We start from the raw sequence: 17,170 nt of genomic DNA on the forward strand, positions 1-17,170 counted from the left end.
CACTCTCCGGACTGCAAATGTATTTATCTAGACAGCGTAAAACGTGCCCTGATCATTCCTTCTGTCCAGAGTAGGTCGGAGAAGGCACTTCATCCTTGCTCAAGGTGCGCTCAGATCCTTCCCTATTCTTTACAGACACTTCCAGCTGGCGAAAGGCGATCTCTATATTGTTCTCCCTGAACAGTCGCTCGATGCTGCGGTTGATTTCATCAGTAGCAAAGCCGCGATCGCCCAACTCCCGCACGTGAACGCGTAACTCATGATTCAGTGTGTTCTCACCAAACGCCTGTAGCAGGACCATTGGTTCTGGATCATGCAAAACCCTGGGGTTGTCGTAGGCGGCCTTATAGAGCAGCTCGCGTACTTTTTCCAGATCGGAGCCGTTGGCCACATTAACCAGCAGCGTGATACGCGTCATGGTGTCTGTTAGCGTCCAGTTGATGAGCTGACTCGTCACGAACGTCTTGTTGGGCACAATGACGGATTTGTTGTCAGCATCGGTGATATGGGTCGCCCGAATCTGAATGCGTTTGACTGTGCCTGTAACATTACCGATGGTAATCAGGTCGCCGATTCGAACAGGGCGTTCGAACAGAATGATCAGGCCGGAAATGAAGTTACCGAATATCTCCTGAAGGCCAAAACCCAAACCAACCGAGAGGGCCGCTGCCAGCCACTGGAGTTTGTCCCAGCTAACGCCCAGCGTGGAGAGCGAACTGATAACACCCACGCTGATGATGACATAGGACAATAGCGTCGTGGTTGCATACGCGGTCCCTTGAGCCAGGCTCAGGCGGGAAAGTACCACAACCTCAAGCAGGCCGGGCAGGTTGCGTGCCAGTGCAAAGGTGAGGCCTGCAAAGATGACCGCTTTGATGACGTCTCGCAGGGTAATCGGCATCATGGTTGCCGACTCACCCGTACCGCTGCTGTACTGGTAAAGCGTGACGTTATCCAGGTATGAGAAGACTGCCACCACGTCCACCCAGACCCAATACAGTACTCCCAGGAAGCCTAACCATAGGGCAAGGCGGATTAGACGTAAGGACTGTTGATTGACCTGCTCCATATCCAGCGCAGGCTCTTCTATGGCTTCACCGGTTTCACCTGCCTCCTGCATGCTCTGTCGCTTGGCCAGGGCGCGATGATAGGCGAGGCGCCTTGCGGCCACGCTTAAGCCCCGCGAGAAGGCGGCTTCGAGAATGACCCAGCAGAGCAGCAGATACAGCGTATCGATAAGCCGGTCGGTCAGTTTCAGTGAGGTGTAGTAGTAGCCTAGGCAAACAGCCAGGAACAGTCCGGCCGGAATGGCGGTAATGATTAGTCCAAACATCAGCCGGAAGAAGGGCAGACGTTCTCGAGCCGCCGTGTTAAGCAAGGAGCGACCCAGCATCCAAGACATGCTGGCATAGCAGATCAGAACAATAAGAATACCCAGTACGTCTTCAGACAGGCTTGTCAGCTGACGTTGGGCAATGGCTGCTACGGCCATTAATGCCAAGGCCAAAAGGCCTAGACGCCTGACCAGGCGGCGCATGGAATCTACTTGCGCGCGTGACCAGCGGAAATGGGTCTCTGCAACACCTCCACCTTCCAGTAGGCGGTAAACGGTATAGAACACCAGCCAGCCGGCGGCCATCTCCATAAGCGCTGCGCCAATGGATGCGTTCACGCCCCGTTTGTCGCCCTCAAGGGCGACGCCGATCAAACCTAGCGACAGGCTGACAGGAAGAGTCAGCAGCACGGTCAGAAGGATCGCGAGCGGCGTGTGTAGCTGGCTGTCACGTTGGAAGTGCCCAATGCCCTTGTTCAAGGCATTGAGTTTTTCGTAAAGATACCGACGCTTCCACAGCAGCGTTGCAATAGCAAGAATGAGAGGCAGAAACAGCCAGGGGCGTTCGGCCAGACCGGCTGACAATTCGCCTGCACTGGCGCGCCAGGGCACATTTGCAATCTGTTCGACCAGCGACTTGGGCGCATCCTTGAGCCAGCCCCAATCCAGCGGGCGATTGCTGGGAATCCAGAACATCTGCTCATCAAGCGTTGAGCGGAGACTTTCGCTGGTTGCTAATAGCTGCTGCTGGTTTAGCTGAAGCGTGATTGACTCACTTAACAACGCACTTAGTTCGGTACTTAGGCGATCCTGCAGGTCCGCTCGAGTTCTGATCAGCTCCAGTAGCTTCTTGCGAAGCTCAGGTGTCGTCTGCTCGGGTGGCATCTGAGCCATGACCTTGTCCAAGTAATCCCAAGGGTTGGCGATTTGCGTGCGCTGCTGGTTCAAGTCGAACTGGTATAGACGTATATCGGCAATCTCGTCCGTCAGTCCCTTGGTTGCCTCAACCGTTGGCAGGGAGGCCCGCTGTTGATAGAGCAGTTTGGAAAGCAGCAGGCTGCCTTTCAGGACATTGATCTGCTGCTGCATGGTCTCGCCGGTCTGCTTGAGCTGATCAAGTCGCTGCTTGATTTCAAGATTGTTTCGAGTGAGCTCATTCAGGCGATCCGTCGCACGCAAGAGGTAGTCGGAAAGCTTGAGGTTAAGATTTGTTTCGCTGGTCAGGACATCGTTACTACCTGCTGTCTTCTGCGATTCACGAGACAGGGCGGCAAAGGTTTCCTCTGACTGCTGGCGACGTTTGCTGCTGATGAGGGCTTGCAGATCGAGACTTTCTTTCTCGATCAGTTTGACACGCTCCGTGTAGAGTTCACGTTGAATGGTGCCAAGATCTTGCAGCGTGCTGTTGCCCGAAAGTTCCTGCTTGCGCAGTTGAATCAGTGCGTTGCGTTCCGCCTGTTCGGCTAATAGCTGATTGCGACGTTCAGGCGTAATGGGCTTACCGCTTTCCTTGCCACTCTTGAGAATGTCGGCAATGGTCTGTACCCGCATTTGCGCATTGCTGATTTCGACCTGGGCACGCTCGGGTCGTGTTTGCGATGTGATGACCAGTGTATTGGCATCATTCAGGGCGTTCTGCCAGTCGTTGAGCTGTGAGTTGCGCTGGCTTTGAAGATTCTCCAACTCCTGGGGACTGGCGTTGGCATAGCGTTGGGTAACCGGGGGCTTGTCCTGCTCGGTCTGGAGCTTGGCCAGGTCCTTCTGAGCATCCTTGATCAGCTGCGGTGCTTGTGTGATCTTGCGTTTTACATCCGCTAGGCCCTGCTCATGCTGATCCCTCTGGTCCAGTAGCTGCAGCGTATTTTTCAGAATGTCCTGAACGGTCTGCTGATCGGAGGCAGAAAGCTTCCGGTCCGCCAACGTGTCCAGGCTATGCTGAATCTGCTTGGCATCAGGCAGGTTGGATTCTTGTGAATAAGCGAGCGGAAAGTTGAGACAAAAGCCCAACAACACGATCTTGAGCAGAATACGCAAGGCGAGCATGATCACATCTTGGCAGCAGGAAAGGCGAGGAGGTTAAATCCCCGCCTTTGCTGACGCAACCGCTCTTGTCGGTCGAGCCGACTACCGCACGAATCAGAGGAAAAGAGCAGGCCCTGAACGGCCCTCTGGGAACTTGACCCCAATTTTTCTCACACGATTGCCTTCAAGCGAAGCGACTGTCCAGGTCAGACCGCTCCATTCGATCTGGTCGCCAATGACTGGCTCGCCACCAATGCGCTGGGTAATAAAGCTTCCCAACGTCTGCTCCCCATCCAGCTCGCCAAGGTTAAGACCATACAGCGAGGCCACCGCCTTAAGCTCTGCGTTGGCTTCCAGTACGAAATCACCAAAGAAGCGTTGGCCTCGCTCCGGCGCCTGACTGAACAGCTTGCCCAGGGCGGGGAGATCATGTTCATGACCAATGACACACAGGATATCGCCTGCCTCCAGCTTGGTACTGCCGGAAGGGTGCAGGAGTTGCTCCCCGCGAAACAGCGCCGCGATACGTGTATTAGGCGGCATTTTCAACTCGCGAAGCGCCGCGCCAATACACCATTTCTCCTTGCCCAGGCGGTAGACGAAAAGCTCCCACTCACTGGTGGGATGCACCTGCAGGCCAGAGCGCGAGAACGGGGCGGGTTCGGGCGGTACAGTGACGCGTAGCCACTTTGCCGCGAGTGGGAGGCTTGAACCTTGTAGCAGCAGCGAAACCAGAACGATAAAGAAGGCTACGTTAAAAAACAGTTGAGCCTGGGGCAGCCCTGCCATCATAGGGAAGACAGCCAGAATGATGGGTACCGCTCCGCGTAAACCTACCCATGAAATGAATAACTTTTCGCGGCCGTGGAAAGCCTTGAAGGGAAGCAGACCCACGAAGACTGAAAGGGGACGTGCGATCACGATCATCCAGAGAGCCAGACCCAGGGCAGGTAGGGCAATGGGAAGCAGGTTGTGCGGCTCTACTAGAAGTCCCAGCACCAGGAACATACCGATTTGCGCCAGCCAGGCCATACCATCCAGCATATGTAACATGCCATGGCGGCTCCGAATTGGTCGATTGCCCATGACCAGACCCGCCAGATACACCGCCAGGATGCCACTGCCATGGGCTGCGTTGGTAATGGCGAAAATGAATAGACCACCACTGACTGCCAGTAGCGGATAGAGCCCATCTGCCAGCTGCATACGGTTGATAAGTTGAAGCAGCAACCAGCCGCCACCCAGTCCGAGCAGGCTGCCAATGGCAAATTCGCGAACGAAGTTCCAGACGAGCCCCCAGCTGAAGCCCGTTTGACCGCTGGCCAGAAGCTCAATCAGCGTGACGGTGAGAAAAACCGCCATGGGATCATTGCTGCCTGACTCGATTTCAAGGGTTGCGGTGACACGCTCATTGAGCCCGCGTCCGCCCAGTAGTGAAAACACCGCGGCAGCATCGGTTGAGCCGACAATAGCGCCGATCAGCAGCCCTTGCAGCAGGCTCAGGTCAAGAAGCCACGCCGCCATGGCGCCCGTTAACCCGGCAGTGATCATTACACCCACGGTTGCCAGGGACAATGCTGGCCAGAGCGCCACCCGGAAACTGGATACGCGTGTACGCATACCACCGTCCAGCAGAATGATCGCCAGGGCAAGGTTACCTACCAGGTAGGCGAGGGGGTAGTTGTTGAAATTGATATGACCAGGGCCGTCTACGCCTGCCAGCATCCCGACTGCAAGAAAAATCACAAGAATGGGAATGCCCAGGCGTGAGGAAAGCGAGCTGACCAGAATGGAGAGACCGACCAGGACCGCGCCAATCAAAAATAGGCTATTGATTGTGACGGCATCCAAATCGAAACTCCTGCATAGTGGGTAGGCGCGATGCGCTGGATTCTTGATTTAACCTGTTGATTCGGCAAGCTGTCAAAATTAATGCCAGATTCTTTTGAGCCATGCGACGAACAGGGGACTTCCAGTACACTGCGCGCCTTCACAGGAGCGAATCATGAATTACCGACACGCCTTCCATGCCGGAAACCATGCCGATGTGCTGAAGCACTTTGTACTGTCTCGCGTATTGATGTTGCTGGGGCGCAAGGAAACACCCTACGCCTATCTGGACACACATTCGGGCATAGGGCTTTACGATCTGCTGGGAGATCAGGCTAGCCGTACCGGTGAATGGCAAGGTGGAATAGGCCGACTCTGGGAGGCGAAAGACCTCCCTGATCCGCTTGTCGCTTACAAGGAGGCTGTCGCTGCTCTTAATAGTGATGGGGCGTTGCGCTTCTACCCGGGGTCACCCGAAATCGCTCGGCGCTTTTCCCGTCCCCAGGATCGTTTGCACTTGAATGAGCTGCATCCTGAAGATGCTCTGCTGCTCAAGGAAAACATGGGGCAAGAAAGACGGATCGCTGTTCATCATCGGGACGGCTGGCTGTTACCCAAAGCACTGCTGCCCGTGCAGGAGAAACGCGCTGTGCTCTTGATCGATCCGCCTTTTGAAAAGGTGGACGAGTTTGAGCGGTGTTCAATGGCATTAAAGGAAAGCATTGCCCGTATGCGGCAGATCGTGACCGCTATCTGGTATCCCATCAAGGACCAGCGTCAGCTCAAGCGGTTTTATCAGGATCTGCAAAAAAGTAATGCGCCCAAACTTTTGCGAGCCGAGCTTTGGGTGCATCCCACCGACAATCCGGTGGGACTCAATGGCTCTGGTATGGTGATTTCCAATCCTCCGTGGGGATTGGAGGACGAGCTTAGAAGCGTCTTGCCCTGGCTTGCCAAACAATTGGGACAAAGCCAGCCTGGCTGGAAGCTGGACTGGCTGATCGAGGAAAAAAGCACCTGATGTAGCCGGGGTTGGCTACCTTCTTCGATTCCAAGGCCTTACAACAGGCGGCGCGACTAGATCTTGTTGAGGTTCAGATAGCGACGAAGGCTATCAAGCAGCTCGTTACCAGGAATGGGGCGGTCAAACAGATAACCCTGGCCTACGTCGCAATGATGGCGACGTAGAAAGCTCAGCTGTTGCGTCGTTTCGATACCTTCAGCCACAACTTTGAGTCGCAGGTTATGGGCCATGGCCACTACGGCCGACGTGATCTCCATATCGTCCTGATTGGCCGGAATATCCTTGATAAAGCTTCGGTCGATCTTGATGACATCGATCGGGAATTTCTTGAGGTAGCTGAGTGAAGAATAGCCTGTGCCGAAATCGTCCATGGCCAAGCTGAGCCCGATTTGCTTCATTTCCTCTAGCTGCTGGCGTGTCTCATCGGTTGCATCCAGGAGCAGGCTTTCGGTCAGTTCAAGTTCAAGGCGATGAGGAGGGAGGCGCTCTTCAATCAGAATGCTTCTGATTGAGCTGACAAGCTCCTGATCAGTGAACTGCTTGGGAGAAAGGTTGATCGCCATCTGCAAATGGCCCAGACCAGCGGCATCCAGCGCCTTGATTTGCCTGCAGGCTTCCCGAATGACCCATTTACCAATCGGGATGATCAGGCCGGTCTCTTCCGCCACGCTGATGAACTGATCGGGTCGTATCATGCCCCGTTCGGGGTGATTCCAGCGCAACAGCGCTTCAAGCCCCAACAGTTGGGCACTTTTGAGGCAGATCTTTGGCTGGTAATGAACTTCCAGCTCGTTGAGCTCGAGGGCTCGTCGAAGGTTATTCTGCATGAACAGCTTGTGACTGGCTTCGGTCACCAGCGATTGTGTATAGACCTGTACCCGGTTTCCGCCGCTAGCCTTGGCCTTGTGCAACGCCAGGCCGGCATGCTTCATGAGTGTCTGCGAGTCCTTGCCGTGATCAGGGGTGACGGTCAGACCAATCGAGCAACTGACCAGCGTTGGCTGGCTTTCAACATAAATGGGCTTTTCGAGCATGCTTAGCAGTGCGCTCGCAACATCCAACCCTTCCTGGGCATCCATCTGCTCAAGCAGCACGGCGAACTCATTGCTGGCGATCCGCGCGATCAGCGTACTTTGCCCCAGTGAGCTTTGCAGGCGCCTGGCCAGGCTGACCAGCAGGTTATCGCCGGCTTCATGGCCAAGGCTGTCATTGATGCGCTTGAAATGATCGATATCGATCAGCATCAGGCAGTTATGGATGTCTTCCCGTCCTGCCAGGCGCTTTTCCAGGCGATCGATGAAATAGTGACGGTTGGCCAGCCCTGTCAGGCTGTCACGATAGGCCAGCTTTTCCATGTTTTGCTGGGTCAGCTTTGCCTGCGTGATGTCCTCGAAGATACCAATGTAGTGGGTCAGCTCACCGTTATCTGAGTAGACTTTGGAGAGCGAAAGATGACCCCAGTAGGAGATCTGGTCCTTGCGCTGGCAGCGAAGCTCGCCTTGCCAGCTGTTCTGTTTTTCCAGAGCTGCATAGGCGTCAGGCAGGAGTTCTGACCAGTTGGTCAATGCCGGTAGCTCACTGATGGGCTGACCGCAGACTTCTTCGGCAGTGTACTGGGTAATGGTTGTAAAGCTGGGGTTGATGTATTCGATCTCTCCTTTGCGATTGACCAGCAGAAAAGCATTGGCGCTCTGCTCAACCGCCCGTTGGAACAGATGCAGGGCATGGGTGGCACTGCGGCGCTCCTGGCTATCAAGCACTTTGGCGTACTGATCGGCCAGTTCGCAGGCAAACGCAATTTCATCATTCTGCCAGATTCTGGGCTGGCCGGTTTGCTCAAGGCGAAGGATGCCTAATACCCGGCCATCTACACGTATGCAGATATCCAGAAGCGAGCGAATGTCATGGGCGAGCAGATACGGCTTGGTCCATTCGCGTGTACGAGGATCATGTTGAGCATCCTGCGCATCGATTGATCGGGCCTTATGAAGCGCCTCCACATACGCTGGAAAATCATCCAATGACCACGAGGAGACAGACGACGTATTAGGAGATTCGCCATGAATGTAGACAGAGCGTAAATGGTTTTCGCCCACCTGCCACACACTGGCTCGTTTCACGCTACAGGTTTCACTGGCTGCACGAGTGATCAGTTGGGCCGCTTCCTGAAGCGGGTCGCTGGAGCTGTAGGCGTGTTGTGTCAATTCAAGCAAAAGATTGCGGTGTGCTCTTACCCGATCAACACGAGCTTGTTCCTGTACGCAGGACTGCTCAAGAAGATCCAGCGAGGCTTTAAGATCCCTGTTTTGCGCCATCAGCGTAGTAGTCAGTCGCTCGGCCTCTGAAGCCAGCTCCACAGGAATCAGGTAGCCGTGCAGGATTTCACGACCATGGCGGGAGATTGCCTCGCCAATTTCAACCATTGACGTCGCGCCTGCCGGTGCGTGCAGGGTATAGCGAATGACGTAATGGCGGCGCTTGAGCAATTGCTGCTGTATGGCATCGTGCAGGTGATAGCGTGCCGCAGGCTCCATGAGGCTGGCGTAAGGCGACTCGAGAAGCGAGCAAAGCTCATAGGCAGGCAGCCCCAGACTTTTTTCACATGCCTGGTCTAGATCCAGCAGCGCCCAGCTGGGCTCATTGAGCCGCTCGAAGCGCAACATCCCCAGCTGTGCGGGCACAGGCGGCTGCGTAGCAACCTCGGCCACTGAGAGACTGGCAGCATCAGGATGAATCTTCATGCGGCGGTTCGCTTCCAACGGCCCTTGATAAGGGGCGCGTACTTATGGGTTATGCCAAGTCGACTTAACGAAAGGGCGTACAGTAAGCCAATCCGGTTTTATTTGCAGTGACTGTCTTCTGGATTCCGCCAGAACGAGGCACCCATAAGTCCTTTCAGGGAGCAAGGGTGCATCAAGCCAACCACACTGACAAGCGTCTCGATAAAACAGACAGCAGCTTTCTACTAAGAAGCTTTATCGATCCAGCAAGTCAAATTCTTTAAAAAAAACCCTGCCGGGGTGGCAGGGTTTCAGATGACCGAGCATTTCATCGGCCAGACGGTTGCCGGCAGAGGCCGGCATCGTCTCTTTACAGCAGCAGGCCGCGAATCTCAGCCAGCAGATCGCCCAGGCGCTTGGTGAAGCGGGCCGCAGCAGCGCCATTGATCACGCGGTGATCATAGGAGAGCGAAAGCGGCAGCATCAGGCGCGGCTGGAAGGCCTTGCCGTCCCATACCGGTTGCATGGTGGCCTTGGATACTCCCAGGATCGCCACTTCCGGTGCGTTGACGATCGGCGTGAAGCCGGTGCCGCCAATGTGGCCGAGGCTGGAGATCGTGAAGCAGGCACCCTGCATGTCGTCGCCGGAAAGCTTCTTGTTGCGTGCTTTCTCAGCCAGTTGAGCGGCTTCGGCAGCCAGCTGCAGAAGACTCTTCTGATCGACGTTGCGAATGACAGGTACCAGCAGCCCATCCGGCGTGTCCACGGCAAAGCCAATGTGCACGTATTTCTTGCGGATAATGGCCTTGCCACTGGGTGCGAGCGAGGCATTGAAGTCCGGCAGCTCTTTGAGCACATGGGCGCAGGCCTTGAGCAGGAACGGCAGAATGGTCAGCTTGACGCCCGCTTTTTCTGCCACAGCCTTCTGACCCACACGGAAGGCTTCAAGATCAGTGACATCAGACTGATCGAACTGCGTTACGTGAGGCACGTTCAGCCAGCTGCGATGCAGATTGGCAGCACCTACCTGCATCAGGCGTGTCATCGGAACTTCTTCGATTTCGCCAAACTTGCTGAAGTCCACGGTCGGGACCGGAGGAATCCCGGCGCCACCGGTAGCTGCCGCTGCGGCCGGAGCAGATTTGCTCTTTTGCAGCTGATCCTTTACGTACGACTGGACGTCTTCCTTGAGAATACGTCCCTTCGGGCCGGTTGGCGTCACTTCGCTCAGCTCGACGCCGAACTCGCGTGCCAGCATCCGTACAGCCGGGCCAGCATGCACTTTCTTGCCAGGCTGGCCGGTGGGCGTGGGCGCTTGCGGTGCCTTGGCCGGCGCTGGGCTTGGACTCGCCTGCTTTTGTGCCGGAGCTGCGTTTTGCTGAGCCGGTGCAGGCTTCTCAGCCTTTTTCTTCGGTGCTGCGCCTTGAACCTTCAAGGTCAGGATCAGATCGCCAGTTTTGGCCTGGTCACCTACCTTGATGGAAACGCTTTCCACCACGCCCGCCTTGGGCGCCGGGATTTCCATGCTGGCCTTGTCGGATTCCAGGGTAATCAGCGACTGGTCCGCTTCTACCGTGTCACCCGCTTTGACCATCACTTCGATCACATTGGCGCTACCGGTCGAGCCGATGTCAGGCACCTTGATCTCTTCAGTGCTCTCGCCAGCAGGCTCTTCGTCGGCCGTCTCGTGCAATTCAGGCTCGGCTGCCTGCACGGCAGGCTTGTCACTGGTGGATTGAGCCGGTGCAGAGGAAGCGTTGCCGCTTCCCTTGAGTACCAGAATCAGGTCACCTGTACCTACTTCATCACCCACCTTGACGGCGATACTTTCAATCACGCCGGCAGCAGGTGAGGGGATCTCCATGCTGGCCTTGTCAGACTCCAGGGTAATCAAGGTCTGCTCGGCTTCGATACGATCACCAACCTTGACCGGAAGCTCGATAATGTTGGCCTTGCCACTGGTGCCGATATCCGGCACATGGATTTCCTGAGCAGTGCCTGTTCCAGCTTGGTCGTCTTCCTTGGCAGACGCGGACGGGTCCTCGTCGCCTGGAGGCGTCGGCATTTCAACTTCTTCGTCAGCAGAGCCGGCCGCAACTGCCATGGGCTCGGCTGCATCGGTTTCACCCGATGCGCCATCTTCCATGTCCAGCAGCAGGTCGCCGGTTTTCAGCGTATCGCCCAGCTTGACGTGCAGCGCAGCGATCTTGCCGGCTTTCGGGGCCGGGATCTCCATGCTGGCCTTGTCGGATTCGAGCACGACGAGGCTTTGTTCAGCCTCGACGGTGTCGCCCACCTTGACCAGAATTTCGATGATCTCGCCTTCGCCACTGCCGATATCAGGTACGCGAATGGTTTCACTCACAATAATTTCTCCTTTTCACCGTCGGCATCAGCAATCAAGCGGGTTGCGCTTGAGCGGATCGATACCGAACTTGGTGATGGCATCCGCTACGACCTGACGCTCGATAGCGCCACGATCGGCCAGGGCTTGCAGAGCAGCCAGGGCGACCCAGTGGCGATCCACTTCGAAGAAGTGACGCAGTTTTTTGCGCGAGTCGCTGCGGCCGAAACCGTCAGTGCCCAGCACTTGGTATTCCTTGGATGGAACCCACTGGCGAACCTGGTCGGCGAACAGCTTCATGTAGTCGGTAGAGGCAATGACCGGGCCTTCACGTCCTTCCAGACACTGCTGGATATAGGCCTTGCGGGGCTCCTCCAGCGGATGCAGGCGGTTCCAGTGATCAACTGCCAGGCCATCACGGCGCAGCTCGTTGAAGCTGGTGACGCTCCAGATGTCTGCACCGATACCCAGTTCGCGCAGTAGGGCTTTTGCTTCGCGAACCTCACGCAGGATGGTGCCCGAGCCCAGAAGCTGAACGCGATGCTTGAAATCGCCGGTTTCTTCTTCCAGGAGATACATACCCTTGATGATGCCTTCCTCGGCACCTTCAGGCAGCGCGGGCTGCTGGTAGTTCTCGTTCATGACCGTGATGTAGAAGAACACGTTCTTCTGCTCTTCGGTCATCTGGCGAATGCCTTCGCGAATGATGACCGCCAGCTCGTAGGCATAGGTGGGGTCGTACGTGCGGCAGTTCGGAATGGTTGCTGCCAGGATATGGCTGTGACCGTCTTCGTGCTGCAGACCTTCACCGTTCAGCGTAGTACGACCGGCAGTACCACCAATCAGGAAGCCACGCACCTGGCTATCACCAGCGGCCCAGGCCAAATCGCCGATACGCTGGAAGCCGAACATCGAATAGTAGATGTAGAACGGCAGCATCGGCTGGTTGTAAGTGCTGTAGGACGTACCGGCTGCAATGAAGGAGCTCATGGCGCCTGCTTCGTTGATGCCTTCCTCGAGGATCTGGCCTTTCTTGTCCTCGCGGTAGAACATCACCTGATCCTTGTCGACAGGCTCGTAGAGCTGACCGACGGAGGAGTAAATGCCAAGCTGACGGAACATGCCTTCCATACCAAAGGTACGGGCTTCGTCCGGGATGATCGGGACGATGCGGCTGCCCAGATCCTTGTCCTTGACCAGCTGGGACAGGATGCGTACGAAGGCCATGGTGGTGGAGATCTCGCGATCGCCAGAGCCGTCCAGGATAGCTTTCAGCGTATCCAGCGGTGGTGTCGGAATGCTGATGCTGGTAGTACGACGCTGCGGTACCGAGCCGCCCAGCGCTTCGCGACGCTTGCGCAGGTACTTCATTTCCGGGCTGTCTTCGGCAGGACGGAAGAAGGGCAGGTCGGCCAGCTGATCATCGTTCAGCGGAATGTCGAAGCGGTCGCGGAATTTCTTCAGGCTCTCCACATCGATCTTCTTGGTGTTGTGGGCGATGTTCTTCGCTTCACCCGCACCGGTGCCATAACCCTTGATGGTCTTGGCAAGAATGACCGTCGGCTGACCCTTGTGGTTGACCGCCTGATGGTAGGCTGCATACACCTTATACGGATCATGACCGCCGCGGTTGAGCTTCCAGATGTCCTCATCGGACATGTCCTCAACCATCTTCAGCAGCTCAGGGTTGGCGCCGAAGAAGTGCTTACGAACGAACGCGCCGTCCTTAGCCTTGTAGTTCTGGTATTCACCGTCGATGGCTTCATCCATGCGCTGCTGCATGAGGCCGTTTTCGTCACGGGCGAACAGGGGATCCCAGAGGCGACCCCAGATAACCTTGTTCACGTTCCACTGGGCGCCGCGGAAGACGCCTTCCAGTTCCTGGATGATCTTCGCGTTACCACGAACCGGACCGTCCAGGCGCTGCAGGTTGCAGTTGATCACGAAGATCAGGTTGTCCAGCTTTTCACGACCTGCCAGAGAGATGGCGCCCAGGGTCTCTGGCTCGTCAGTCTCGCCGTCACCGATAAAGCACCAGACCTTCTGCTTGCCGGCCGGGATGAAGCCGCGGTCTTCCAGGTACTTCATGAAGCGTGCCTGATAGATTGCCGTGATCGGACCTAGACCCATGGATACGGTCGGGAACTGCCAGAAATCGGGCATCAGGTGCGGGTGCGGATAGCTCGACAGACCGTTGCCATCTACTTCCTGGCGGAAGTTGTTCATCTGGTCTTCGGTCAGGCGGCCCTCAAGGAAGGCACGTGCGTAAACGCCAGGAGAAGCGTGGCCCTGGTAATACACCAGGTCGCCGCCATGCTCTTCGGTTGGCGCTTTGAAGAAGTAGTTAAAACCAATGTCGTATAGCGTAGCGGACGAAGCAAAGGTAGAAATGTGGCCGCCAAGGTCCGGGTCGCGGAGGTTGGTACGAACCACCATGGCCAACGCATTCCAGCGTACCAGCGAGCGAATCCGCCGCTCCATGAAGAGGTCGCCCGGCATCTGGACTTCTTTGGTAACCGGGATCGTGTTGCGATACGGGGTGGTGATCGCGTAGGGAAGCTGTGTACCTGTCCGAGTGGCCAGCTCACCCATACGGGTCAGCAGATAATGAGCTCGGTCTTCACCTTCGCAGTCTAGTACGGACTCCAGGGCGTCCAGCCATTCCTGGGTTTCGACGGGATCAAGGTCTTGCATGGCTTGCTCCAGGGCGGAAAGGCTTCCAGAATCGGTTGCCTCGGTATCGCCGCCATCCTCTTGGGGGCAGCGTGAATTCTTGGATTATGACCGGGTGGTTCCCGGCCGGCGTGTAGTTTTACTACAAAACGGCGGTCGTTTCAGCTGCTCAGGTCAATGTCCGTTATAAAACAACGACAAATTGTCGTGCGGTTTGACCTTCTCCTCAGCCGTTGACTCCACAGGATAGACCATGAGCCTGCCTTCTCTCACTGCTATTCCTGATTCACTTGCCGAACCTGTAAGGTGTGCGCAGGCACGCCTCATGGAGGCATTGAACGCACAGCCTGAACGTTTGCAATATTTTTCAGCATGGCCGCCAGCGCGGCGCAGCGACCTGTCACGGGTGATAGCGGCCAGCGAGTTTGTCGCTGAGCAGATTCAGCGCGATCCGGCATTAATGCTGGATCTGGCAGACGAGGGCCTATTCGAGCGATCGCTGCCAGCCGGCACTATTCACCAACAACTGACCGACTGTCTAGCCGGATGTTCGGATGAAAACCAACTCGGACAGCGCTTACGCCGCTTTCGGCTGCGGCACCAGGTTCGCATTATCTGGCGCGATCTGACACGTCAGGCCGACCTGCTCGAGACGTGCCGTGACCTGACCGAACTGGCCGATGCCTGTATCGATGAGGCCTACCAATGGCTGTACAAGGACCAATGCCGTCAATCCGGGGTCCCGACGGGGCATCGGACTGGAGAGCCGCAGCATATGGTTATCTTGGGGATGGGCAAGCTGGGAGCGGGCGAGCTTAACCTTTCGTCCGATATCGATCTCATTTTTGCCTACCCCGAGGGTGGCGAGACAGTAGGGGCGCGTCGTGCACTGGACAATCAACAGTTCTTCATTCGCCTAGGCCAACGGCTTATCAAGGCCCTTGATACGATTACCGTAGATGGCTTTGTCTTCAGGGTTGATATGCGCTTGCGTCCCTATGGCTCGTCAGGCGCGCTGGCGCTGAGCTTTTCGGCCATGGAGCAGTATTACCAGGACCAGGGTCGGGACTGGGAACGTTACGCCATGATCAAGGCGCGCGTTGTGGGAGGCGATCAGCAGGCCGGAGCGCAGCTGCTCAGCATGTTGCGCCCCTTCGTCTACCGGCGTTACCTGGACTTCTCGGCGATTGAAGCGCTGCGCAACATGAAGCAACTGATCCAGCAGGAGGTCAGGCGCCGTGGGATGGATGACAACATCAAGCTGGGCGCAGGCGGCATTCGAGAGGTGGAATTTATTGCACAGGCCTATCAGCTGATTCATGGCGGACGGGAGCTAAGCCTGCAGCAGCGCCCATTGCTGGTAATCCTGAGCGTACTGAAGGATCTGGGCTATCTTCCCGCCGAGGCAGCCGAGGAGATGCGAGAGGCATACTGCTTTCTCCGCTACGTGGAACATGCGCTACAGGCGATTGGAGACCGACAAACACAGAAATTGCCTGACAGCGAGCTGGATCGTGAGCGGGTAGCTTTCATGATGGGCTTCGATAGCTGGACTGCTTTTTTAAGCCGGCTGACCCATTGGCGCACCCGTATCAACTGGCATTTTCAGCAGGTTATTGCTGACCCGGACGAGGGAGCGGACAGTCAGTCAGAAATTGGGCAGGAGTGGCTACCCCTCTGGGAAGGCAGCCTTGAGGATGCAGCAGCTATCCAGCAGTTGAAGGAAGCAGGCTTGAGCAGTCCTGAGTCAGCCTGGTCACGGTTGTGTGCGCTACGCAGCAGCAGTCAGGTTCGGACCATGCAGCGAATGGGGCGGGAACGGTTGGATGCCTTTATGCCTCGGCTGTTGACTCAGATTGTTTCTCATGACGAGCCCGACCAAGCCCTGGATCGCGTTCTACCATTGATCGAGGCCGTCGCCAGACGCTCGGCATACTTAGTGCTGCTCACCGAAAACCCCGGAGCACTGGAGCGTCTGCTCCAGCTCTGCAGTGCAAGTGTATGGATTGCAGAGCAAATCACGCGTTTCCCCGCCTTGCTGGATGAGTTGCTTAACGAGGGCCGCTTGTATCGCCCACCTCAAAAGCCTGAGCTGGTCGCGGAGCTGCGGGAGCGGATGGCACGCATCCCTGAGGATGATCTGGAGCAGCAGATGGAAATGCTCCGGCATTTCAAGCGCGCTCATGGACTGCGAGTGGCAGCGTCCGAGATTGCAGGCACGCTAGCCTTGATGAAGGTCAGTGATTACCTGACCTGGATGGCGGAGGCGATTCTTGATCAAGTGCTTGAGCTGGCCTGGCGACAGATGGTTCAGCGCCATGGCCGTCCGCAACGTGCCGATGGGTCGCCATGTGATCCGGACTTCGTGATCGTAGGCTACGGCAAGGTGGGCGGTATTGAGTTAGGGCACGGTTCCGACCTTGATCTTGTCTTCATTCACGATGGTGATCCGTTAGCCGAGACGGATGGCGGCAAGCCTATTGATGGTGCTCAGTTCTATACACGTCTCGGTCAGCGCATCATCCACTTCCTGACCACATCGACCACCGCCGGAACGCTGTATGAAGTCGACATGCGCCTAAGGCCTTCTGGTGCTGCCGGGCTTCTGGTCAGTACGATCAAGGCGTTCGAGCAGTACCAGCAGAACGAGGCCTGGACTTGGGAGCACCAAGCATTGGTGCGGGCGCGGGTGCTGGCCGGCTGTCCAGTCGTCACGGCACGGTTCGAGGCTGTACGGGCTGCTGTCCTGAGCCGGCGCCGCGATGAGGTTACACTGCGCCGTGAGGTCGGTGAGATGCGGATGAAGATGCGGGAAAACCTGGGAACCAAGGCTACCTCCGGTGGATCGTCGCCGATTGCCTTCGAGGCAGGCAGGGCATTTGACCTCAAGCAGGATGCAGGCGGTATCGTCGATATTGAATTTATGGTGCAATATGCGGTTCTTGTCTGGTCCTGGCAGCATCCTGATCTGCTGCGCTTCACCGACAATATCCGCATTCTGGAAGAACTGGAGCGGGCTGGATTGATCTCGAGTCCAGATGTCCATCTGTTGCAAGAGGCTTACAAAGCCTACCGTGCTGCCGCACACCGCCAAGCCCTGCAGAAGCAGGCAGGCGTAGTGGATGGCAGCCTCTTCCATGACGAGCGACACGGCGTCATGCGGATCTGGAAGTCGCTTGCGCTCGACCCACTCGCTGCGCAGCAGTACGAATCGAATTCTTGAG

The 17,170-nt window shown here is 56.6% G+C and carries 7 protein-coding genes; 2 read left to right on the forward strand and 5 right to left on the reverse strand.

All coding sequences use genetic code 11. The features are described 5' to 3' along the window. Positions 1-52: 52 nt before the first annotated feature. Together mscK and HMPREF1487_RS12645 are read right to left on the reverse strand one after the other, a co-directional pair. A complete protein-coding gene (gene mscK, locus HMPREF1487_RS12640) occupies positions 53-3,376 on the reverse strand; it encodes a mechanosensitive channel MscK (protein WP_010797044.1) in 3,324 nt (1,107 codons plus the stop codon). Positions 3,377-3,469: 93 nt separating this feature from the next. After that, positions 3,470-5,206, reverse strand: a complete 1,737-nt coding sequence (locus HMPREF1487_RS12645) for a potassium/proton antiporter (protein WP_010797045.1) — start codon at positions 5,204-5,206, stop codon at positions 3,470-3,472. 154 nt (positions 5,207-5,360) lie between these two features. Between HMPREF1487_RS12645 and HMPREF1487_RS12650 the strand changes: the two genes are divergently transcribed. Next, complete coding sequence (locus HMPREF1487_RS12650; RefSeq protein WP_010797046.1) at positions 5,361-6,206, forward strand: 23S rRNA (adenine(2030)-N(6))-methyltransferase RlmJ; 846 nt, start codon at positions 5,361-5,363, stop codon at positions 6,204-6,206. A gap of 56 nt (positions 6,207-6,262) precedes the next feature. On the opposite strand, the gene HMPREF1487_RS12655 is transcribed toward HMPREF1487_RS12650, so the two are convergent. The 3 genes from HMPREF1487_RS12655 to aceE form a co-directional block, all read right to left on the reverse strand. After that, a complete protein-coding gene (locus tag HMPREF1487_RS12655; RefSeq protein WP_010797047.1) occupies positions 6,263-8,950 on the reverse strand; it encodes a putative bifunctional diguanylate cyclase/phosphodiesterase in 2,688 nt (895 codons plus the stop codon). A 349-nt stretch (positions 8,951-9,299) separates the two neighbouring features. Beyond that, on the reverse strand, positions 9,300-11,294 hold the full coding sequence (aceF, locus tag HMPREF1487_RS12660) for a dihydrolipoyllysine-residue acetyltransferase (RefSeq protein WP_010797048.1): 1,995 nt from the start codon (positions 11,292-11,294) through the stop codon (positions 9,300-9,302). 27 nt (positions 11,295-11,321) lie between these two features. Beyond that, positions 11,322-13,967: a pyruvate dehydrogenase (acetyl-transferring), homodimeric type gene (gene aceE, locus HMPREF1487_RS12665; RefSeq protein WP_010797049.1), complete on the reverse strand. Its 2,646-nt coding sequence runs from the start codon at positions 13,965-13,967 to the stop codon at positions 11,322-11,324. A 232-nt stretch (positions 13,968-14,199) separates the two neighbouring features. On the opposite strand from aceE, the gene glnE reads away from it, so the two are divergent. Further along, positions 14,200-17,169: a bifunctional [glutamate--ammonia ligase]-adenylyl-L-tyrosine phosphorylase/[glutamate--ammonia-ligase] adenylyltransferase gene (glnE, locus tag HMPREF1487_RS12670; protein ID WP_010797050.1), complete on the forward strand. Its 2,970-nt coding sequence runs from the start codon at positions 14,200-14,202 to the stop codon at positions 17,167-17,169. Position 17,170: the final 1 nt, after the last annotated feature.

Origin of the sequence: Pseudomonas sp. HPB0071 (genome assembly GCF_000478505.2) — a bacterium.
Lineage (GTDB): Bacteria > Pseudomonadota > Gammaproteobacteria > Pseudomonadales > Pseudomonadaceae > Chryseomonas > Chryseomonas luteola.

What these genes read in the sequence shown, in the direction of transcription:
- HMPREF1487_RS12650 (WP_010797046.1), top strand. Translation starts at nt 5,361, where the DNA reads ATGAATTACCGACACGCCTTCCATGCCGGAAACCATGCCGATGTGCTG.
- aceE (WP_010797049.1), bottom strand. Translation starts at nt 13,967, where the DNA reads ATGCAAGACCTTGATCCCGTCGAAACCCAGGAATGGCTGGACGCCCTG.
- HMPREF1487_RS12655 (WP_010797047.1), bottom strand. Translation starts at nt 8,950, where the DNA reads ATGAAGATTCATCCTGATGCTGCCAGTCTCTCAGTGGCCGAGGTTGCT.
- mscK (WP_010797044.1), bottom strand. Translation starts at nt 3,376, where the DNA reads ATGCTCGCCTTGCGTATTCTGCTCAAGATCGTGTTGTTGGGCTTTTGT.
- glnE (WP_010797050.1), top strand. Translation starts at nt 14,200, where the DNA reads ATGAGCCTGCCTTCTCTCACTGCTATTCCTGATTCACTTGCCGAACCT.